Here is a 21,734-nt window from a genome sequence, read left to right as displayed (position 1 = left end):
TGAATCAGCTGGGCATACCCGTTTTCGCGCGCGATGTTAATTTTCGCGAAGTTCTGGCATATCTGCTCATGCCCGCGAGCCGACGGCGGGAGCAGCAAACATAGTAACCAACCATCATGCGCTGCTCATCGCCGATCCTCCTCGTGCTGTTCCGCTCCCTCGATCGGAGAAAGCCAGGGTTCCCGCCGTTTGGTCCACAGCTCATAGGTGGGGCGGAGACGCGTGGGCGCCTCGCTCAGGATCCCGAGTTTGATCTCAACCTCGTTATTACCCATGGCAAAGACGCGCGAACCGCAGCGCGGGCAAAACTCCCGTCCAGCAAACTCGCTTGTCTCGCCTTCATAGTGAAATTCACTTACCGGCCACAGCCCGAAATACGTGAAGGCGGATCCGCTTTCCTGTCGGCAATCTGTACAATGGCAAATGCCGATATGAAGCGGCGCCCCGCGCACCGTCAGACGCACTTGCCCGCACCGGCACGATCCGGTCGATTCCGTCATGGTATGTCCTCATCATCGCTGACATTCGTGATCGGGCCTTGCCCAGCGCTGACATGCTCCGTCTGCCAGCGCCGGTCAGACAGCTGATAGCTGATTTCTGCATCCTCACCGCCCTGTGACTGGCGGGCTGCAGCAAATTTGGTAGCCGCGAGCGCACTCTCATGGTCGGGAAAGGTCTCCGATCAGACATAAGCCAATCTTCAAGAAGATGGCCTCGGTCCTTTTCTGCCTTTCCCGATCCTTAGGGCCACCCTTTCGGCATTATTCAAGGATGCGGACAACCGTGCGCGTCTTCGGTTGAACAATGATACGTTTGTGGTTCACGACAGCGTAGGCATAGGTCGGGTTGTCCGGGACCGGTGTGACGACAACCGTCTCTGGGAGCGCGCGGCCGACAACGATCTGGTCCTGGACGACTGCCTCGGATGGAGGCAGGGGTTGTTCCTGAACGTATGTGACTACTTTCTCTGGCGGTGGATCGATCGCGGTGCCAGCAATCGCACCGGCGACACCTCCGACTGCGGCGCCGACAGGGCCGCCTACTACTGCTCCGGTCACCGCACCGCCTGCGGCGCCGGTTACGGTGGAAGACTGGGCGAAGGCCGAACCGGCCAGAAGGCCGAAGGCGGCCATTGAAACGACAAGTCTCGTTTTCATAGCATTCTCCTTTAATTCCAGCTCTTGTGAGCTGAAAGGAGAATTACTGAGCCAATAGAATGTTCCTCTTCGGTTACCATCCGAAGCCATCACGAGTTAGCCGCCTGCGACAAACTTCGTGATCGGCACGGAAGGGGCGGGTGCATCGGCGAAGGATGCGGTAATAGCAACGCTCCCGACTGGATCTCATGTTCTGTCATGATGCCATGCCGCCCAGGGGGCTTTGTCTCAGGCAGACGGTGGTCGTTATGATCTGTCTTAGCTTCGCCCTGCCGTTTCGAACCGATGCAGCAGCTGATCACGCTTTTCGCCCCGCATGCACTGCGGCCCTTATTGGGGATGGTCTTGTGTGGCGCTACAGATTGTTAGCTCGCGGATTTTGTCCTACGACCTGTTCTGCATCTACCGGCACCTCGACCAAGATGGATGGGTGACCGGGGCTGTAGCTTTCGCGCATGATCTCGGCCAGGTTGCTGAGATCCGGCATCAGCTTCCGGCTTGTCCAGCCGCATGCGCGCGCCATTGACCCAAAGTCGATGCGGTAGAGGTCACTGTGGTAGCGATCGGATGAATAGTCTGGAATGACCACGGGCAGGCCCTGCACCATGATGCCGAGCGCGCCGTTGTCCAGCACGAACAGAACTAGCCCCAATGATCGCGCTTCCGCCAGGCAACCAGCAATCAACCGGAAGCATCCATCGCCCATAAAAGCGAAGACTGTCGCCTCCGGCTTTGCAAGCTTTGCGCCGATTGCCGCGCCCAACGCTCCGCCCATTGCCGAACCGCGATAGAGCGAATGGAAGCGGACATTCGGATGCGGGCGCTGCGTGACATATTGACGATCCTTGTAGGCAAGGCAGACATCGTCGAATGCGATGCTTCCCGACTGCCATTGGCAGTCGATCTCCTGATAAAATCGGGCGATATCGATCGTCCCGGCGCGTGGCGGCAAGATCTTGCGATCATTGAGATCAGCCACAAAGGCCGGCGCGGGAGGGCGCTGCAGCTGAAGACCCTCAAGGCGGCCGATCGCTTCGCTCAGAACCTGGTCGATCGGGCCTCGAACATCGAAATATTCGCCGCGCACACGATGCCGAAACTCGCCCCCAACGCTGCCGTAGGGCGCTGTCAGGTTGGTGAAATTCCATGTCGTATGGGCGGGTATGTCAGAGAAGTTCAGGGTATATTCGTCAGGGCAAAACCCGAGCGTAATGACGATATCGTCGGGCCCGAGGCTTTTCCAGAGCTGCATTGCGCGATCATTGCCGCCAAATCCCAGATAGCCGAAACCGAAGCTATTGTTGCGCGCCACCGCATTCGCTCCGTTTATGCTCCAGACGATCGGTGCCTGTAGCGCTTTACACAAACGTGTGGTGAGGACAGGCATGTACGGATACATGGCCGCCTCTTCCCCGGCGAGCACGATCACCCGACGCCCCGCCGATTGCCGCGGAAATTCAGCCAGAAAATGGGCGAGCGACCCATGGTCGATCCTATTCGGTTTATGGGCGTAGTCACCGCGCCAAGGCGTAAGGACCGGCTCAGGCACCACCTTTCCGAGTGCCTCCGGCGGCATAAGAAGTGCGATCGGCGAGCCCTGATCGAGCTGTTTGCGGGCCTCTTCAAGTTGTTCTTCGATACTGTCCGGATCGTTCAAGACGAATGTGCCCGAAGGTAACTCGGCCCTCAACTGAGCCACGACATCGGCCCCGTCTGCACTCGTGTCCTGCAGCGGTGCGCGGTATCGCGTATCTGCGGGGCTAAGGGGAATCAGGTAGATTGCCGGAATATTGTGCAATTTCGCATCGCTCAGGCCGCAGGTCAGCAGCCGCGTTGCGGCTCCCGTTGTTGCAATGGCTGCACTGATTTTCCCGCTCGCCAGATAGTATCCCAGAGGAATGAAGCCGGCGACATACTCTCCGACATTGAAGAAAACCGGGCGTTCGACCCCGTCGTCGGGGACAACCATCGGCTCGAGATGTTTGAGCAAATGGATGACCCCTCCACCCGTGACGCCGGCATAGTGACGCACATGCCAGGTCGCAAGCGTATCGATCAGGAATTCATATCCCGTTTTCGGCTTGACTACCTGAACATCGCCTGCCGCTTCGACTGTGAGATTCACCGTCATTTGCTCATCTCTCCGCTATGGCCTTTTCCTGAATTCAGCAACGTATTGACGTTCGTTCCCCGAACCGGTCGAGCTCGGAGGAAGCGCGGTTCCGACTTCAAGCCGATCCCGGTTGCATGTTGAGGAAGCAGAATTACGCGATATGTTTTTCGCGGGAGAACGCTTCCATACCGGCAACCGTCGCCAGAAGGTCCTCATCGCAAAGCGATGCCTTTTGATCGGCGATATCCTTGAAACGGGAGAAAGCGAGATCGAGATCCGCATCGGAGCCGAACTCGACGCCGAGCGAACGCATGCACATGCGAAAACCGTTACGACCCGAATTCTTTCCGAGCACCAGCCGATACTCGTCGGCGCCGACCTCCGCCGCCGTCATGATCTGATAGGTCAACGGGTTCTTCAGCATGCCATCCTGGTGAATACCGGACTGATGCGAGAAAGCATTCCTGCCGACGATCGCCTTGTTGGGCTGCACAACGAAACCCGTGATCTCCGAGACGAGCCTGGATGCAGCCGTCAAACGACGGGTTTCAACGGACGTCCGGCATCGGAAAAAATCCTCGCGTGTATGCAGTGCCATGACGATCTCCTCAAGCGACGCATTGCCCGCTCGCTCACCGATACCGTTGATCGTGCATTCGATCTGGCGCGCGCCCTGCCGGGTCGCTTCGAGCGAGTTGGAAACAGCCATGCCAAGATCATTATGACAATGCGCGGAGAACACGGCCTTGTCAGCATTCGGCACGACATTGCGCAGATAGGTGAATAGCTTGCCGTATTCATCGGGCGTGGCGTAACCGACGGTGTCCGGCAGGCTGACCGTGGTTGCACCGGCCCCAATCACCTGTTCCACAAAGCGGGCGAGAAACTCCAGCTCTGACCGGCTTGCGTCCTCGCAGGAAAATTCGATATCCTCTGAATAGCGTCGCGCATGGACCACCGCGCGAACAGCGTGTTCGAGCACGTTTTCCGGTGTCATCTGCAGCTTGTATTTCATGTGAATGGGCGAGGTCGCCAGCACGATGTGGATACGAGACGATGCCGCACCGGAAACGGCCTCCGCCGTAAGATCGATGTCGCGCTCGACCGCGCGGCTCAGGCTGCAAATCGTGCTGTCCTTGACGACACGCGCCACGGCTTTGATCGCTTCGAATTCTCCGGGACTGGAGACGGCAAAGCCAGCCTCGATCACATCGACCTTCAGCCCTTCGAGCATAAGCGCGATCTCCACCTTTTCACCGGTGTCGAGGTTGATACCGGGGCTTTGCTCGCCGTCCCGCAATGTGGTGTCAAAGATAGTGATTTTTTCGGCACTCACGCGACTCTCCCCAATCGATTGAAACATCGGCATTGACGAATTCGTAAGGGCTAGCTGCACCGCATCATGTGCAGGTCGTATAAATCGAGGCTTCCGGCACATTCACGCCGGCAGCGACATCGATCATCTCATGCAATTCCTATCAGATCTGATCCCGTTCGACCGGGTTTCGCTTCTGGAAACCGAACAAACTAAACCGTCAATTCGGACAGCACTTTTTCCATTCAACATGTGTGAGATCGAAAGGGAGCTTCATCTCCCCAGGATGCGGCAGGCAAGTAAATTCCAGGTTCCACAACGGTCAGATGGCTGGCAAATTGCCGCCGCGAGGCAGTCCGGACCATCTCGATTTTCGGAGCCAATATTTCAAGGTCTGAGAATTGAGTGTCCATAGCGCACCGAATGGTTACCATCGTGAGCATGCCTCCATTCTCGATGGCCGTATTTTAGAAAACTATGGAATATTTTTAGGAAGCTACGGCTTTTTTGCTCCACCCGCGAGGAGTGTATCGACTTTGCCACACTTGCTTCAAGCCGCTGGTATTTTAGGGCTATAGTGGGAGCGGCACCGTCGCCGGCTCGCGAGCAGCATGAGACAGTCCAGTCATGCAGACCCCGTATCTGCGCCGATCACCATAATAAGATGTCATTGCATACGTCTGCCCTCGCCCAAGCCATCCGGGCCGGACGATGGCAGCTCTTGCCTAGCGCGGCTTCCATAGCAAGTCGCTATTTTTCAGCCCTGTGTCACGCCACCAGCTTTTCACCACTGAGATGACGCTCCAGGAAGGGGAGGCTGTCCTGTCCCCAATAGAGCTCGCCTTCGTATCGGAAGGTTGGAAGGCCGAAGACGCCCGCCTCCTTGGCAACATCGCGATTGCTGCTCCAGAGTTCGGCAATATCGGGACGAGCCGCGCGCGCCTCGAGCGCAGCGCCGTCAAAACCTGCAGCCTCGGCAATCGCCTTTCGCACATCGGCATTGCCGATATCCGCCGCGGTGCCCCAGAAAGCGTGTTGCAGCGCGCGGGCGAGAGCAGTCCAATCCTGCCCATCGAGCTGGGCCGCCAAGACAAGAAAACCCGCGGGCGTCGGATCGGACAGCGCCGACCGGTTGGTAAAGTCGAGCGGCTTGCCGCGAAGAGCGGCCCATCGCCGAAGATCCTTCATCCAGTAGGCCCGCCGCGCGTCGGGGCGATCACGCGAGTAGATCGCGCCATTTTCGACGATCAGCGGAATGAGATAAGGGCGGATCTCCGCGCCCGATCGCGCCGCGAGTTCGATAAACGCGTCAAAGCCTATATAAGCCCATGGCGATCCGATGCCGAAGAAGTAGTCGATGGTTTTGGTCATAAAGTTTTCCTCCCGACGGGATCAAATGTGAAACAGATCTAAATTGCTAGAGCGACCTTTACGCGTCACACGCGACGCCGGATGCTATGGTCGCCATATCGAAAACGGACAGCGCGCAATCACGCGCGATCAGAACAGACCGGGGGTCGCGGCCGACAGCGACCGTAGCCAAAGCGCCTTCGTAAAGCAGAGACAGATGCGCAGCCGCCTGCTCGGTCGGACACCTTGCCGCCGACATGACGGAACGGAAGATCTCGCGCACCGCATTCTTATGCTCGCGGGCGATAGTGACGACCCGCTCGGAATCGCCGTGCTCGGCAACCGCCAACGCGAAAGCGCAGCCGCGAAACTCCGGACTGTCGGCCTTTTCGAACAGGCGCTCGAAAGTCATGGCAATCTGGTCACGCGGCTGCAGGGTTGCGGTGGATATGACCTCTCTCAACTGGAGAAGGACGCGTTCGTGACGCTCGGTCAGGTAGGCCGCGACAAGATGATCCTTGGATGGAAAGTGCCGGTAGAGCGTGGCTTTTGCAACATCGGCTTCATCGATGATGCGATCGATGCCGACGGCGCGAATACCCTCCCTATAAAAAAGGGTGCCGGCGGTGGTTAGGATATGATCTGAAATTTTCATTGCGTCGGTCCGGATGCCTTCACCGCACTAACTCGGAACTAGCCCGCCAGGTGCGCCTTCGGCCTCGAATGGGTGGGAGTGGAGAAAGACAGGTAGTTCTCGGCAAGCTCGCGCAGACTAGCGAAAGGAAGGAGCGCCGTGAAGCCACCCTGTTGCGCCGCCGATCCGGCAATTTCCTGGGCGGCACGATTATAGGGCGTCACTATCCCATGTAGACGCCCGAGAAGCACGATTTCTCCGTTCAGATAGTCGACTTCGCTCGAAGCGCCGCGCGTGAAACTTTGCCACGTCGATTGCTGACCGGGACGAATACCGGCATTCTCGGCGATCTTCCAGTGCGCTATGCTGACCTTACGTTCCGAGGGAGATGCAAATCGATAGCCCGCGGCCTTGAGAACGGTTTCGGACTCCTCGACAAGGGCCGCGCTGAATGTTGCTCTTTCGTTGTCCGCGCCGTCGAAAAGCTCCAACACATTGCGCACGTTGTGAAGAAGCTTCGCCGCTTTCCATCGCTTGATATCGCTTGTTGCCTCGGCAATGTAATCCGACCGGCTAAGATCCGCGACGATCTTGGCCGCGGTCTCGTCCGAGCCTTGCGGATAGCGACCGATAGTCACGATCGCCACTTGCGGATCGCCCCCGACCACGACTTGACCGACTTCCGTAAAGCGGGCGGGCGTCAGGATGCTGGCGCCGTAGACATTCGGAAATAGCCTAAGAGCCGCCGCTTCCGTCGCCAGGCCATTCTGAAACGTGACGATCGGCAGGGCGGAGGCGGTCAGTCCCTCGGTATGCTCGACGGGCCGCCAGGCCCAAAAGGCAAGAGCTTCGGCGGCATCCTGCGATTTCACCGTCAGCAGGAGGATGTCTCCCTGCCTCAATGATGGCGGTTCAGTCGCGTCGAAGGCTTTCAGCCGGATTTGCCGGGTGCCGGCGGGCCGCTGGTAGACGAGGCCATGATCGACGATATGCCTGATCTGGGCGCCGCGTCCGACAAGGGCGTAGTCTATCCCCGAAAGCTCAAACTGCGCGGCAAGGCTCGCACCGACGGCGCCTGCTCCGATGATGATGTAACGTGTCATGCTCGCCGCCCGGAAACTGCATTCAGGAGCTCCCGCGCGTCTTCTGTCTGCCGGGAACTGGGGGAGACAGCTGACGCCTTTTCAACCGCGAAAAGATGAGGCGATTCCTCTGCCTTTCGGCTCCATCTGTCACAGGCCGAGCGCCCTAGAATGGAAACAGACGTGTCTTCCTGAGGCGCGTGGACGAGAACCGATTGGATGTCGCGGAAATGCCGCTCGATCCCGAGATCGCCATTGAGACCGGGATTGCCGAGCGTGCGAACGGCAAGCTGAACTGCGTCGCGTATGTTGCGGGCCGCAAGAAGGCGCGCTCTGATGAGCGCTTCAGGTTCACCCAGCGAATGGTCGAGCGCGTTGAACAGGATCTGTCTCGCGCCGCCCACGAGCAAGTCGATTTCACCGGCTGCGGAAATGAACCTTTCCGTTTTTGCGATCGGAACGCCGAGATTGGCGGGGATGCGTTCATGACCGAAACGGATGAAAGCCTCCTGGGCAGCTTCTGCAGCTCCGAGGTATATGGCGGTAAGCGCGACGTTAGCGGCGGCATGGGCACGATTGTCCTGTGTGCCGACGGAAACGTCGACAAGATCGAGGACATCCTCAATCGGCACCTCGACATCCTTGAATTCGACGTCGTGCGAGCCGCTGGCCCGCATTCCCAGGCTCTTCCAGTTCTCGATCACCTTGATGCCGCGAAGGGTCGACGGAACGACGAAAGTGCCGACGCGCTGCGGTGTCTCATCGGTGCGTGCCCAGACGAGGAAGTGGGTCAGGCCAAGCGCACCCGTCACGAAACGCTTGCGCCCTGTGATCACCCATCCACTGACGGTGCGGCGCGCCAATGTGTCGGGAAGGCCGCCTCGGGCGGGAGAACCAAGCTCGGGCTCGACGCGGGCCGCGTTCAGCAGGATCGGCCGATCGCGCGCGTCGTCGAGCAAACGTCGATAAAGCGGCTCCGGCCATTTGTTGCCCGCTGCCTGTCCGAGATGGGTGAATATGGTCATAGCGCTGATCAGGGCGACCGAAGGATCGCCGCGACCAAGCGCTGCCAGAATACGCCCGACATCGGCAATACCAGCACCTTTTCCACCGAACCGCGTCGCCACCGTGCTTTCGAGTAGGCCAGCCGCATGAACGGCCTCGATGCCGGCCCAGGGGAAGGCGCCGGACTCATCTGCCGCCGCAGCTGCGGCGGCAAGCTCGCGGGTCACATCCGTCAGATCGATGGTGTTAAAGGACACTTTACATCAGCCTCTTTGAAGCAGTCAGGAGCACCATGCGCGGCGTTTGCCGCGCGATGGCCTGTCTTTGCGAACACAACCCAAATGGCGTTCGCCAATTCTGTTTGTCGGTGCGTGACAATGTGGGATCAGGCGACGGCTTGCTGCGGCGCCTCTCTTGCCGCCAGATCCGCCCTGACGAGCGGCAGAATATAGCGGCCATAGTCGATGGCATCGTTCAGGTTGTCATAGCCTCGGATCGAAATCAGATCCGCGCCGAGATCGACATAATCGAGAATGGAGTCCGCAATCGTTCTTGGTGAGCCGACCAGGGCGGTGGAGGCGCCGCGCGCATTCGTCGCCGTCACCGTCGGATACCAGAGAGCCCGATCATGGACATCACCGCGCGAGGCGATCTCAAGCAGGCGCTGCGAGCCGATATTCTGCGGAGAAGGCGCTGATGGCGGCACTTTGCCAAGGCCCCTTGCGCGATTTTCCTTCAAAAGGTCGAGGGTGTGATGCGCCTTGGCCCAGGCAAGCTCGTCGGTCTCCGCAACGATCGGACGGAACGTCACCCAGATCCGCGGGCGATCCTTGCGCCCGGCGCGGGCCGCTTCAGCATAGATCCGGTCGATTTGCTGCTTGGTTTCGGCCAGCGGCTCACCCCATAGGCCGAAGATATCGGCAAGCGCGCCGCCGATGCGATAGGCATCGTCCGACGACCCGCCAACCGACACCGGGATGGTGCCGTTTACTGGACGCACGCGGCTGTGGAACTGCTTGAATTGATAGTAGCGGCCATCGAAGTCAAAGGCTTCACTCGACTGCCAGACGCGTCGCAGAATGCGGATATACTCCTCCTGCCGTTCGTAGCGCTGGCGCTTGTCAAGGAAATCACCTTCCTTGGCCTGCTCCTCATCGCTTCCGCCTGCGATGAAGTGAACCACCACACGCCCGCCGCTCAGCTGATCGAGCGTGGCGAGCGATTTTGCCGCGACGGTGGGATAGATCGTGTTCGGACGAAGGGCGATGATGATCTTGATATTCTTCGTGTGCGCCGCAACCGTTGCGCCGATGGTAAAGGGATCGAAGGAGGCGCTGTCGTAGGGAATAAGGGTATAGTTGAAGCCATAATCATCGAGCGAACGGGCATAGCGCTCTAGGAATTGCGGGTCGAGCGCGGGGTTTTCCAGAGGATTGAGCTCGGTCGAGGCATTCGGAAAAGTGACGCTGATGAATTCGGTCGGCATATCGATGTCCTATGGTTTCCTTCATCGGATTTGGACAGAATGCTAGCGTGACCCTCCGGCCTCAGAAAGACAGGTCGTTCTTTTTCTACTAAATTTATAGAATATTCGTGCTTAAGATGTCTTCAATCCTGAAGGCACAGTTCTATCCGACCCAATTCGTCATCCAATAGGTGAGTGCAGAGATAGCAGCCGCAGCCGGAAGGGTTATTACCCATGCGATGACAATATTGCCCGCCAATCCCCAGCGAACTGCGGAGACGCGCCGGGCAGCGCCGACACCGATGATAGCGCCCGTGATCGTATGGGTCGTCGAGACCGGGATGCCGAGCCATGTCGCGGCAAACAATGTCAAAGCACCGCCCGTCTCGGCACAGAAACCCTGCATTGGATTGAGCCTCGTGATCTTCGAACCCATCGTATGCACGATCCGCCAGCCGCCAAACAGCGTCCCGAGCGCCATCGCGGACTGACAGGACAATACGACCCAGAGGGGGACATGGAACTCCGCTCCGGTATGCCCCTGCGAATAGAGCAGAACGGCGATGATCCCCATCGTCTTCTGAGCGTCGTTTCCGCCATGACCAAGGGAATAGAGGGAGGCGGAGACAAATTGCAGCACACGGAAGGTGCTATCGACGGCGAAGGGCGTCTGGCGAATGAATATCCAAGTCACGCACAGCACGAGGAAAAGCGCGAGAACGAAGCCCAATAAGGGAGACATGACGATGGCGCCGGCCGTCTTCAGCAAGCCCGACCAAACAATGGCGCCCATGCCGATTTTAGCCAGGCCGGCGCCGACGAGGCCACCGACCAGTGCATGTGATGAACTTGATGGAATGCCGAATACCCAGGTCACGATGTTCCAGACGATCGCCCCCATCAGGGCAGCGAAGATGACCTGCGGCGTAACGATATTGGGATCGATGATGCCGGTGCCGAGGGTTTCGGCAACGTGAAGCCCAAAGAACAGGAAGGCGATAAAATTGAAGAATGCAGCCCACAGCACGGCATATTGCGGCCGCAGGACCCTGGTCGAGACGATGGTCGCAATAGAATTGGCGGCATCGTGCAGTCCGTTCAAAAAGTCGAAGAACAAGGCCACCGCGATGAGACCCGCCAGCAGCGGAAAAGCGAGGGTGGCCTCCATCAGACGTTCTCGATCACAATGCCGCTGATTTCATTGGCGACATCTTCGAACCGGTCGACGACCTTCTCCAGCTCGCCATAAATCTCGCTGCCAATGATATAGGCCATCGGGTTCGTTGCGCCATGGCGGCGAAAGAGATCCTTCAGGCCCTGCTCATGGAGTTCATCAGAACGCTCTTCGACATCAACAATTTCTTCGGTGAGCGCGCTGAGGCGGGAGGAATTGGCGCTCATGCGATCGAGAAGAGGAATTGCATCAGCCACCAGTTTTGCCGCCTGAACGATCGCGCCGCCCATTTCCTGCATGCCGGAATCGAAGCTATCCTGCTCGAACAGGCGGATTGTCTTGACCGTCTTGTGCATCATGTCGATCGCGTCGTCCATTGACATGATGAGATCCTTGATATCGCCACGGTCAAAAGGCGTGATGAAGCTGCGCCGTACCGCAAGCAAAACTTTGCGCGTGATGTCATCGGCCTCGTTCTCGAGTTCGACGATGCGTTTGCAGTGCTGCTCGGTATCTTTGCCGCTCAGCAGTTCGTTCAGGGCTTCCGCGGCGCTGACGATTGTACGGGAATGCCGGCCGAACAGATCGAAAAAGCGATCTTCCCGGGGCATCAATTTACGGAACCAATTCACTCTCGGCGCTCCGAACGTGTGTTGTCATAAATCCGTCATAAATGATGGAGGCCACCATGAAAAGCCGATGTGCCCGCGAAACCACGGTCTTCGACAGTCTCGCAAGAGTTGGGATGCCGATAGAGGTGCCACACCCAGACCTGGGCGATAGGTAAGAACCGTATATAGAGCGGGTCAAAATCGCCATGCGCTTCTGTCGGCTTCCCCAACAAAACAAGGACAACAGGGAACAATGACCGCCAGGTCCCGTTTGTTTCCTGTCGTCGACATGGAGTCCGCTGATGAGTGCGCGTGCGCAATGGAAAGGATATCTGAAGTTCGGGGAGGTCGGCTGCGCTGTTGCGCTCTATACGGCAGTTTCCACTTCCGAGCGGATTTCCTTTCACACGCTGAACCGAGCAACCGGCAATCGCGTCCGACGGGAATTCATAGATGCTGCGAGCGGGAAACCGGTGTCGCGCGAGGATCAGGTCAAAGGCTACGAACTCAACAAGGATGATTACATCGTTCTTGAGCCTGAGGAAATCGCCGCGGCGGTGCCGGAAAGCGACAAGGTCTTGCAGATAAAGGCCTTCATGGCATGCGACGACATTGATGACGTCTATTTCGACCGTCCATATTATCTCGCCCCTTCCACTCCTGCGAGCGAAGAGGCATTCGCATTGATCCGCGACGGAATGCGCAAGAAGCAGGTCGCTGCCATTGCCCAAACCGTTCTGTTTCGCCGCCTGCGAACCGTCATGATCCGTGCCCACGGCAAAGGGCTGATCGCGACGGTATTGAATTTCGACTACGAGGTTCGCTCGGCAAAAGAAGCCTTCGAGGATGTGCCCGATATGAAAATCAAAGGCGAAATGCTCGATCTCGCCAAGCACATCATCACCACCAAGAAAGGCAAATTCGATCCGAGCGAATTCGACGACCGCTATGAAGCAGCGCTTGCGGAGCTCGTAAAGGCCAAGATCGAGGGCAAGAAGATCCCGCAACGCAAGCCGGCAAAGGTCGCCAAGGTGACCGATCTCATGGAGGCTCTACGCCAGAGTGCCGGCATGAGTGGCCAAGGTAAGGCAAGCGCAAATGAACCCGCTAGGAAATCGGGCGCGGCCTCCCGCAAGACGGCCAAATCGCGAACGAAGTCTTCTTCGCGGCCGCAACGCAAGGCGAGCTGACGATGGCATTGGAGACCTACAACCGCAAACGCGATTTCAGCAAGACCACCGAGCCGAGAGGGCGAGCCGGCAGAAAAAAGATCGCGGTATCCGGCAACAGCTACGTCATTCAGAAACACGATGCGCGCCGGCTCCACTATGATTTTCGCCTCGAATTGGACGGGGTTTTGAAGAGCTGGGCCGTGACTAAGGGGCCGAGCCTGATAGCCGGCGAAAAGCGGCTGGCGGTGCAGACCGAAGATCACCCGCTGGAGTATGGTAATTTCGAAGGCACGATCCCCAAGGGCGAATATGGCGGCGGGACCGTCATCGTCTGGGACAAGGGCTCTTGGACGCCGCTTGGCGATCCCCATAAGGGCCTTGCGAAGGGACATCTCGAATTCGAGCTCCACGGAAAGAAACTCGGCGGCCGGTGGCATCTGATCCGCATGGCGGGGAAGCCACGTGAGAAGCGGGAAAACTGGCTGTTGATCAAAGGCGAAGACGAGGCGGCCCGCCCGGAAGGCGCTGCCGATATTCTCGAGGAACGACCGGAATCTGCAAAAACGGGGCGTGTCATAGACGAAGTCGAGAACGAAGAGCCGGGCTGGTCCTCGAAGACCGGGAAGATCCGTCGCAGGGCCAGCCGCAAGAAGCATGATGCCGCCAAGGAGGAAGCCGGCGAAACCGCAACGCAAACGGACGCAACGCCCGTTGATCCCTCGTCTTTGAAGGGTGCCCGCAAGGCTACTCTGCCATCCTTCGTCGAACCCGCTTTGGCGACATTGGTATCCAAGCCACCTTCAGGCTCCCGGTGGCTTCACGAAATCAAATTCGATGGCTATCGGCTCGAGGTCCGCATCGAGGCAGGCCGCATCAAGCTGCTAACGCGCAGCGGCCTCGACTGGAGCCAGAAATTCGGCAAGGAGATTATCAGCGCCTTCCGGGATCTGCCCGTCGGCACCGCAATCATCGACGGCGAGCTGGTCGTCGAGCCGGCGGCCGGCGCGTCCGATTTCTCTGCCCTGCAAGCGGATCTCAGCGAGGGCCGCAGCGACCGTTTCGTCTTCTATGCTTTCGATCTCCTCTATCTCGACGGCTATGACCTGAAGGCATCGCCCTTGATCGGCCGCAAGGAATTGCTGCGGAAGATCATTCCCTCCGAAACCGGGATCCTTCGCTTCAGCAGTCATTTTGATGAAAATGGCGACCTGCTGTTGTCGCATGCCTGCAGATTGAGCCTGGAAGGGATCGTATCGAAGATTGCCGATGATCCATATCGCCCCGGCCGCGGCAAGACATGGGTGAAATCAAAATGTTCCTCCCGGCAGGAGTTCGTGATCGGCGGCTGGGTCCCATCGACAACGTCACGAAAGGCGATCGGCTCGCTGGTGCTCGGCGTCTATGAAGATGGCAAGCTCGAACATGTCGGCCGCGTCGGTACGGGTTACACGCACACTGTCGCCGAGCAGCTCTTCAAAAGGCTAACCCACCTGCAAGTGAAGGAAAATTCTTTCGCAACCAAGCTCACCGCGGAAGAGCATCGCGGTGTCCGCTTCGTGCGGCCTGAACTGGTTGCGGAAGTCGAATTTCGCGCCTGGACGGCAGATGGCCATTTGCGCCACACCTCCTTCCGCGGATTGCGAGAAGACAAGAATCCGCTCGAGATCGTTCGCGAAACACCGAAATCCACGAGGACGTCTTCGACTGAAAAGCCCGCGCGCAGCAACGTATCCTTGACCCACGGCGATCGCCTCTATTGGCCTGACGAAGGTGTTACGAAGGCGGGGCTTGCGGATTATTATACCGAGGTCTGGCGCTATATGGGGCCTTTCGTCGTCGGCCGGCCGCTCGCGCTCGTACGGTGTCCCAACGGCGTCGCCGGCCAGCATTTCTTCCAGAAGCATGCCTGGAAGGGCATGAACAGGAACATCGCATTGGCAAAAGATCCCCAGGACGAAGAACCCTATGTCAGCATCGATGACCTGAATGGCCTGATCGGCCTCGTGCAGGCGGCAGTCCTCGAAATCCATCCCTGGGGATCGATGATCGGCAATTGGGAAAAGCCTGACATGATCATCATGGACCTCGATCCAGGTCCGGACGTCGCCTGGAGCAAGGTCATCGCCGCCGCGGAAGAAACGGCAGAACGGCTGAGGCAGACGGGACTGGTTCCTTTCGTGAAGACTTCGGGCGGAAAAGGGCTGCACATCGTCTGCCCGATGGTCGCCAAGGCCGATTGGCCTGCTGTCAAGGCCTTTACCAAGGGTATCGCAGACGCCATGGCGGCCGACAGCCCAGATCGCTATGTTTCCACCATCACCAAGTCGAAACGCCGCGGCAAGATCCTGATCGATTATCTGAGAAATCAACGCGGCTCGACTGCCGTCGCGCCTTACTCCACCCGTGCACGGCCGGGCGCCGCGGTCTCGATGCCTTTATCCTGGGAGGAGTTGAGCCCTGCAATAGGGCCGGACTATTTCACCGTGCTCAATGTGCCGACGCGGCTTGCCGCGCTCCGTTCGGATCCCTGGGCCGACTTCCGGAAAGCCGCCGAACCCGTGCGCGAGGCGTCCGCGAAGACCAAGCGTAAGTCTTGACGAACAAATTTCTTCCTGACAGCGAAAGCCCGCAGGTGACTAGCGTTTCCTTGCGCCCTTTTCCTGCGAAAGGCTCTTGCGAAGGGCATCCATGATGCTGATGACGTTGCTGGGCGCTGCGGCTTCTTCCACCTTTGCCTTGGCGGGCCGCTTGCGCCCTTTCTTCTTGGCGGCGATGATATCGAGCAGCTTTTCCTGAACTGGGTCCGAAACCATCGCCGGGTCCCATGGTTTCGTTCGTTCATCTATCAGCTCGCCGACCAGCTTCATCAGCTTGCCGTCCACCGGCTCTGATCCGGTATTTCCAAAATAGTTCCGTTCATCGCGCACCTCGTCGCCGAAGCGCAGGGTCCAAAGGACGATCCCCTTGTCTCTAGGCTCTAGCATGACGGCACGTTCGCGGCGATACATGACGAGCCGGGATATGCCGACCATTCGGCTTGCAGCCATCGCATCGCGGATCACGCAGTAGGCCTCTTCGCCAACAGCATCGTCGGGCGTGAGGTAATGCGGCGTATCGAACCAGATCCATTCGATGCTGTCGCGCGGTACGAACATCTCGATATCGATCGTCCGGGTGCTTTCAAGGCCGACCGCATCGAGTTCCTCATCCTCAAGCATGACATAGTCATTCTCCCCGCGCTCATAGCCTTTCACTTCATCGTCCTCATCCACAGCCTTGCCCGTGACGGAATCGACGTATTGGCTGACGATGCGATTGCCTGTCTTTCTATTGAGCGTGTGAAAACGCACCTTTTCATTATCACTTGTCGCCGGCGCCATGGCGACCGGGCAAGTCACCAGCGACAGTTTGAGATAGCCTTTCCAGAAAGAACGCGGAGCCATGTTTTCTCTCCAATAGGAAGGGAACGATCTCCGGCATTTCCTGGTTCCCTGGCATGACGCTATTGCGGCCGAGACTCAATGCATGCCACCGCCGCCCTCCTTGAGATCGACATTGCTGAGAATCAAGGCGAGTGGAATGGCGCAGAGCACGATCAGCATCAACACATGGAATACATCGATATAGGCCAGGAAGCTCGCCTGGGTCTGCACCTGCTGGCCGACCCAGGCGGTCGCCTGCGCCTTCGCATCCGCCATGGTCGCTCCCTTCTCGGCAAAATAGCGTGTCATGGTTTGCAGCGCGTCGTGATAGGCGGGTGAAGATGGCGTGATGTGCTCGACGAGCCGGCTCTGGTGCCACTGCTCGCGATGAGCAAGCACGTTCGACGCAATGCAGACGCCGATCGAACCGCCAATATTTCGGGCGGCATTGATCATGGCGGATGCCTGATTGGTCTGCTCCGGTCTCAGACCGAAATAGGAAGCCGAGGTGATCGGAATGAAGATCAGCGGTAGGCCAAGTCCTATATAGAGGCGCGACCAGACAAAGAAACTGAAGTTCAATCCCGGATAAAGCCTGGTCAATTGCCACATGGATACCGCAATAATCGCCGCGCCGATGGCAATCAGATATTTCGGTTGAATCACGGAATTGACGCGTCCGGCAACGAACATCATGACCATGGTAACAAGACCGCCCGGCGACAAGGCCAACCCCGCCCATGTTGCGGTATATCCGTAATTCTGCTGCACGACTTCAGGGATGAACTGTGTCGTTGCGATCAGGATCGCGCCGACCGCCATCATGACGATGAAGCAGGAGCCGAATTGCCGTGTGCCGAGCAGCCAGCCATCGATGATCGGATTGGCCTTCGTCAGAACCCATGGAATGGCAAGAAGAAACGATAGCAGGCAGATCGTCGCCGTCAGGATGATGAAGTTGGAACCGAACCAATCATCGGTTTGCCCTCGATCGAGCGTAAGCTCCAGCGAACCGAGAAATGTCGCAACCAGCAGAAAACCGACAATGTCGAAGCGCACGCCCTTGCGCCGAAACTCCTCACGCATCTGCTTCGTCTTCGGCGTTTCATTGAGCAGGGCATAAACGAGGATGAAGGCGAAGACGCCGACCGGACCGTTGATGAGAAAACACCAGTGCCAGGAAAGATTATCCGAGAGATAGCCGCCCAGGGTCGGGCCGATGACCGGCGCGACGACCACGGCGACACCGAAAAGCGCAAAAGCCTGCCCGCGCTTTGCCGGCGGGAAGGCATCCGCCAGGATCGCCTGCGAGGTCGGCACCATGCCGCCGCCGGCAAAGCCCTGGATCATCCGAAAGATCAGCAACGTCTCGAGGTTCCAAGACAACCCGCACAGGATGGAAGCGATGGTGAACGTTGCGAGGCACAGAAGATAAAAACGCCGTCGGCCGAACCGTTCCGCAAAGTAGCTGCTGGCAACGAGCACGATGGCATTCGAGACGAGATACGTCGTCACCACCCAGGAGGCTTCATCGGAACTGACGGCAAGACCGCCGGAAATGTAGCGCAGCGCTACGTTGGCGATCGTAGTATCCAGCACCTCCATGAAGGTCGCGAGCGACACGACGATGGCAATGAGCCAAGGGTTCGTGACACGCTCGGATGAGGCTGCGCCTCCATTTGCCGTTGCTGCGCCGCTCATCTCAGTTCCTCGGCCGGACCGTGACCGTCGGCACGACGGACATGCCGGGGCCGATGGGGAGATCGGCGGGCCATTGGTCAACGACGATCTTCACCGGCACGCGCTGCGTGACCTTCACATAGTTGCCGGTCGCGTTTTCCGCCGGCAGGAGTGAAAAGGCTGTGCCGGAGCCTGGCTGGACGGAGGCCACCTTGCCATGCAGCGTATGATCCGGATAGGCGTCGATCGTCACATCCACCGGCTGACCCGGACGCATGTCGGTCAGCTGCGTTTCCTTGAAATTCGCAGTAATCCAGATTTCATCCGGGACGAAGGTCGCGATCGCCTGGCCGGCATCGATGAACTGGCCCTTTGCGCCGGTGAGACGGACGACGCGGCCGGGCTGCGCAGCGGTTATCGTCGTATAGCTGAGATTTTGCTGGGCTTCTTCGGCCTGCGCTTGCGCCTGCTTGAGGCTTGCCAGCGCGCTCGATTTCTGCGCCTCGGCCACGGCCTTGTTCTTCAAGGCGGAAGTCACGTTTGCCTGCATCTGGGCAAGGCTTGCCTGATCCTGCTGCAAGGTGGACGCCGCCTGCTGTACCGCCTGCACGCTGCCCGATCCGGATTTGACCAGCTGCTGCTGGCGATTGGCCTCCTGCTGCGCATATTGCAGAGCCGCGTTGGCCGAATTCAGCTGCGCCTTTGCCACATCGACGGAGGCGGCAGCCGCCTCGATCTGTGCACTCGCGCTCTCGACAGAAGCCTTGGCGGCCTCTATCTGCGCGTTTGCCTGGTCAAGCGCGATCTGGTAATCCCGCGGCTCGATCCGCAGGATGACATCGCCGGCCTTGACATGCTGGTTGTCGGTCACCGGCACGTCGGAAACGTAGCCGGAGACCTTGGCGGCAACGGAGAAATTACGAGCGCCGACGAAGGCATCGTCCGTCGTCTCGTAGGGATAGAAATACACCTTCCAGGCGAACCATCCGGCGGCAATGAGAACCACCAGAGCTACGGCCGCGAACAGGATCCAGAAGGGATGACGGCGAAGGAAGGAAGGCCGCTTTGCTTCCTGCCGGGCCTCCTTCTGACGTTCGATTTCATCTGAAACCTGCTGTGTCGGCCGGTCGGACCTGGTTTCCATGGTTGTGGATTGATTGTCAGCCATGACATGACCTTTGCTTTTGTCCTGCTCAATCTGACTTCGGCGGTTCAATGAAGAGGTGGTCAGCCCTATAGAAAGCGCGTGACCTTTTTCAAATCCTGGATGAAGGCGGCCCGGTTTCTTTCTCTCTCGTCAGCCTCCCTGATCCGCAACAGCGCCGAGGGATGGATGGTCACGAGAACATCGAGTTTTGCGGACGAATGTAGGATATGTCCGCGATCACGCATGACCTTCACCTTCGTCCCCAGCAGGGAGGATACGGCGGTTGCGCCGAGGGCGACGACCAGTTTTGGCTGGAGCAGCTCGAGTTCCGCGCCTAACCACCAGGCGCAACGTTGTATCTCTCCGGCATTCGGCCGAGCGTGCAGACGCTTCTTGCCGCGCATCTGATATTTGAAATGCTTGACGGCGTTGGTGACATAGCAACGATCGCGATCCACCCCTGCTTCATCAAGGCATTGATCCAACAGCCGGCCCGCAGGCCCCACGAAAGGCCGAGCAGCCTGATCCTCCTTGTCGCCGGGTTGCTCGCCGACGAGGACGATTTCAGCGGTGCGAGGCCCTTCGCCGAATACAAGATGAGTGGCGTTGCGATAGAGGTCGCAGCGTTGGCATGATTGCGCATCGTCACGCAGCTCGTCGAGTGTCTCTGCGTCTGCATGTTCATACGCTAACGAAGGGCCTGCGCCGGCCGAAGCAAATCTCTCCAGCATGGGGGGCTCGCAATGGTTCCAGATTCTCCAACGATCAACTAATCGCTCTTCTGTTTGTTCCATCGCTCCGACCTTGCCGCTGCGGGGAACCCACGCAACCGGCATTCGTTAGGTCGATAGGAACATGCAAAAGGAGAATTCCTCATGAGCGGTCAAAGCAAACCAGGCCCCTTCGCACTCAGTGCATTCTTCGCTGATGAATATGATGCGGAAGCTGCGGCCCAGGAACTGGTAGATGCTGGCATTCCGAAAGACGCGATCACGATGACGCCCGGTAATCGGCCCGATACAACGCCAATCGATCATATGGGCTTTCTCGACGCGTTGACGGGCATCTTCTTTCATGAAGAACAGCGCATAGCCTATGCGGAGGCGCTGGAACAGGGAGGAACGCTGGTCACGGTCCAGGAGATGGACGAGGCACAACACAATATCGCCCTGCCCATCCTGGCGGAGAAAGGCCAGATCGAGATCAACGAACGGGAAAGCGGAGGCTAAGGCATCTCCCTTGCCGCTGGCGATTACGCGCAATCAGTTTGGCGGGTGGCCCGGCCTATGCTGATCACTGCGAATCTTCTGCGCATCCGTGAAGCCATGCGCCCATTCATCGCGCCGTTGATCGCCTTGTGGAAATGGATTGTTGTCGCTGCACGCCCCTTTCGCAAAGGCCCTTCTGCCGAGCTCATAGGCCTCGTCTTCGGAATTCTTATCGTCGCTCCCGGTTTTCATGGCTATACCTGCTCCAACACCAGGCGTGCATCGAGGCAGGCGGTCACGAAAGCAGCTCTTGATGCCTCAGGCCCCCGGATCATCTGATCGTCTCGACCACTGGCTGCAAGACGGACTGGCTTGGTCCAAAGCGTTGAGAATTCCACGTCAATGACATCGTACATCCCATCCTCCCATCTCCTGCCTCTTCTTCTGGATGTCCGCCTCCCGTTGGATCGAACACTGGATATTGGCATTTGTTCCTCAAATCCTCCGATATAGAGCGGCCCTGCAGAGGTCTCCGCATCGGGTCCGGAACCTCCGTGCTGGGGCAAGATTGGGGGATAATAAGGTCGTCAATGAGCCTCTTCGCCGAGGCGCGCCGCCAATTGCTGGCGGGCACGGTTGATCCGGCTTTTCACCGTGCCGATCGCACAACCGAATCTTTCCGCGGCAGCATCGTAGGACCGCCCTTCGATGACAACGTATTGAAGCACTGAGCGATAATGCTCCGGCAACAGATTACATGCCTCCTCGAGCTCTTTCGCGCGAACGGTCCATTCCTGTGATGGCTGCGCCACTCCCTCACCGGAAACGCATTTGTCGGCGCCGGGCGCTTCGCGCCTGTTGATACGGAATTTGGTGCAGAAAGTATTGCGCATGATCGTGAACAGCCAGGATTTCAGCCTGGTGCCGCGATCGAATTGGTCGAGATTGGCCAGCGCTTTCGTCAAGGTTTCCTGGACCAGATCATCGGCGTCGTTGGCATTTCTGTGAAAGCTACGCGCAAAGGCGCGAAGAGCCGGAATAAGCTCAACGATTTCATCTTGCAGACCGGCCGTTCGGTACATATCGCTCACAAGCCTTCTCCCTGGGAAGCAGCGCATAGCGGTATCCGGCGGCATTGGATCGCAATGCCGGGACTCGGCTGCTGCCGAGGCGCGACGCGCGTCAGCACACTCAGGAGT

20 protein-coding genes are annotated in these 21,734 nt (G+C 58.4%); 4 read left to right on the top strand and 16 right to left on the bottom strand.

Going from position 1 to position 21,734, the window contains the following annotated elements:
- Positions 1-125 precede the first annotated feature (125 nt).
- The 11 genes from FHT85_RS28035 to FHT85_RS27985 form a co-directional block, all read right to left on the bottom strand.
- Entirely contained in the window at positions 126-500 is a 375-nt protein-coding gene (locus tag FHT85_RS28035; RefSeq protein WP_112413118.1) for a GFA family protein, read from the bottom strand.
- A 261-nt stretch (positions 501-761) separates the two neighbouring features.
- The gene (locus tag FHT85_RS28030) at positions 762-1,157 is read right to left on the bottom strand and encodes a DUF1236 domain-containing protein (protein ID WP_112339137.1); all 396 of its coding nucleotides are present in this window, start codon (positions 1,155-1,157) and stop codon (positions 762-764) included.
- Positions 1,158-1,512: 355 nt separating this feature from the next.
- Positions 1,513-3,288 carry a thiamine pyrophosphate-dependent enzyme gene (locus FHT85_RS28025; protein WP_112401080.1) on the bottom strand — a complete coding sequence of 592 codons (1,776 nt, stop codon included), beginning with the start codon at positions 3,286-3,288 and terminating at the stop codon, positions 1,513-1,515.
- 133 nt (positions 3,289-3,421) lie between these two features.
- Positions 3,422-4,606: a 2-isopropylmalate synthase gene (locus FHT85_RS28020; protein ID WP_112413117.1), complete on the bottom strand. Its 1,185-nt coding sequence runs from the start codon at positions 4,604-4,606 to the stop codon at positions 3,422-3,424.
- A 747-nt stretch (positions 4,607-5,353) separates the two neighbouring features.
- Complete coding sequence (locus FHT85_RS28015; RefSeq protein WP_112339134.1) at positions 5,354-5,956, bottom strand: 2-hydroxychromene-2-carboxylate isomerase; 603 nt, start codon at positions 5,954-5,956, stop codon at positions 5,354-5,356.
- Positions 5,957-6,014: 58 nt separating this feature from the next.
- A complete protein-coding gene (locus tag FHT85_RS28010; protein ID WP_112413116.1) occupies positions 6,015-6,590 on the bottom strand; it encodes a TetR/AcrR family transcriptional regulator in 576 nt (191 codons plus the stop codon).
- Between the two features lie 38 nt (positions 6,591-6,628).
- Entirely contained in the window at positions 6,629-7,672 is a 1,044-nt protein-coding gene (locus tag FHT85_RS28005) for a ketopantoate reductase family protein (RefSeq protein ID WP_112413115.1), read from the bottom strand.
- On the bottom strand, positions 7,669-8,913 hold the full coding sequence (locus tag FHT85_RS28000) for an acyl-CoA dehydrogenase family protein (RefSeq protein ID WP_112413114.1): 1,245 nt from the start codon (positions 8,911-8,913) through the stop codon (positions 7,669-7,671). The genes FHT85_RS28005 and FHT85_RS28000 overlap by 4 nt, the downstream gene beginning before the upstream one ends.
- 128 nt (positions 8,914-9,041) lie before the next feature.
- Positions 9,042-10,142: an LLM class flavin-dependent oxidoreductase gene (locus FHT85_RS27995; RefSeq protein WP_112413113.1), complete on the bottom strand. Its 1,101-nt coding sequence runs from the start codon at positions 10,140-10,142 to the stop codon at positions 9,042-9,044.
- Between the two features lie 142 nt (positions 10,143-10,284).
- Positions 10,285-11,289 (bottom strand): inorganic phosphate transporter, encoded by a 1,005-nt coding sequence (locus tag FHT85_RS27990; RefSeq protein WP_112401074.1) that lies wholly within the window; start codon positions 11,287-11,289, stop codon positions 10,285-10,287.
- Positions 11,289-11,906: a DUF47 family protein gene (locus FHT85_RS27985; RefSeq protein ID WP_112413112.1), complete on the bottom strand. Its 618-nt coding sequence runs from the start codon at positions 11,904-11,906 to the stop codon at positions 11,289-11,291. The genes FHT85_RS27990 and FHT85_RS27985 overlap by 1 nt, the downstream gene beginning before the upstream one ends.
- 302 nt (positions 11,907-12,208) lie before the next feature.
- Here FHT85_RS27985 and FHT85_RS27980 point away from each other — a divergent pair, with 302 nt between their 5' ends.
- On the top strand, positions 12,209-13,096 hold the full coding sequence (locus FHT85_RS27980; protein WP_112413111.1) for a Ku protein: 888 nt from the start codon (positions 12,209-12,211) through the stop codon (positions 13,094-13,096).
- Positions 13,097-13,098: 2 nt separating this feature from the next.
- The gene (gene ligD / locus FHT85_RS27975; protein ID WP_112413110.1) at positions 13,099-15,675 is read left to right on the top strand and encodes a DNA ligase D; all 2,577 of its coding nucleotides are present in this window, start codon (positions 13,099-13,101) and stop codon (positions 15,673-15,675) included.
- Between the two features lie 39 nt (positions 15,676-15,714).
- On the opposite strand, the gene FHT85_RS27970 is transcribed toward ligD, so the two are convergent.
- The 4 genes from FHT85_RS27970 to FHT85_RS27955 all read right to left on the bottom strand — a co-directional run bounded on the left by FHT85_RS27970 (position 15,715) and on the right by FHT85_RS27955 (position 20,058).
- Positions 15,715-16,521, bottom strand: a complete 807-nt coding sequence (locus FHT85_RS27970; protein ID WP_112413109.1) for a Ku protein — start codon at positions 16,519-16,521, stop codon at positions 15,715-15,717.
- 75 nt (positions 16,522-16,596) lie between these two features.
- Entirely contained in the window at positions 16,597-18,201 is a 1,605-nt protein-coding gene (locus FHT85_RS27965) for a DHA2 family efflux MFS transporter permease subunit (protein ID WP_112413108.1), read from the bottom strand.
- A gap of 1 nt (position 18,202) precedes the next feature.
- A complete protein-coding gene (locus FHT85_RS27960) occupies positions 18,203-19,348 on the bottom strand; it encodes an HlyD family secretion protein (RefSeq protein WP_112413107.1) in 1,146 nt (381 codons plus the stop codon).
- 65 nt (positions 19,349-19,413) lie between these two features.
- Positions 19,414-20,058, bottom strand: a complete 645-nt coding sequence (locus FHT85_RS27955; RefSeq protein ID WP_112339122.1) for a UdgX family uracil-DNA binding protein — start codon at positions 20,056-20,058, stop codon at positions 19,414-19,416.
- Between the two features lie 144 nt (positions 20,059-20,202).
- On the opposite strand from FHT85_RS27955, the gene FHT85_RS27950 reads away from it, so the two are divergent.
- Both FHT85_RS27950 and FHT85_RS27945 read left to right on the top strand, forming a co-directional pair.
- Positions 20,203-20,556 carry a hypothetical protein gene (locus FHT85_RS27950; RefSeq protein ID WP_112339121.1) on the top strand — a complete coding sequence of 118 codons (354 nt, stop codon included), beginning with the start codon at positions 20,203-20,205 and terminating at the stop codon, positions 20,554-20,556.
- Between the two features lie 57 nt (positions 20,557-20,613).
- Positions 20,614-20,874, top strand: coding sequence for a hypothetical protein (locus FHT85_RS27945; protein WP_162701060.1), 261 nt, complete (start codon positions 20,614-20,616; stop codon positions 20,872-20,874).
- Between the two features lie 248 nt (positions 20,875-21,122).
- Here the strand turns inward: FHT85_RS27945 and FHT85_RS27940 are convergent, their stop codons facing one another.
- On the bottom strand, positions 21,123-21,617 hold the full coding sequence (locus FHT85_RS27940) for a sigma-70 family RNA polymerase sigma factor (protein ID WP_162701062.1): 495 nt from the start codon (positions 21,615-21,617) through the stop codon (positions 21,123-21,125).
- Between the last annotated feature and the right edge of the window lie 117 nt (positions 21,618-21,734).

It is taken from the genome of Rhizobium sp. BK312 (assembly GCF_014193605.1).
Lineage (GTDB): Bacteria > Pseudomonadota > Alphaproteobacteria > Rhizobiales > Rhizobiaceae > Rhizobium.
This window is presented reverse-complemented; position numbering and strand designations above follow the sequence as displayed.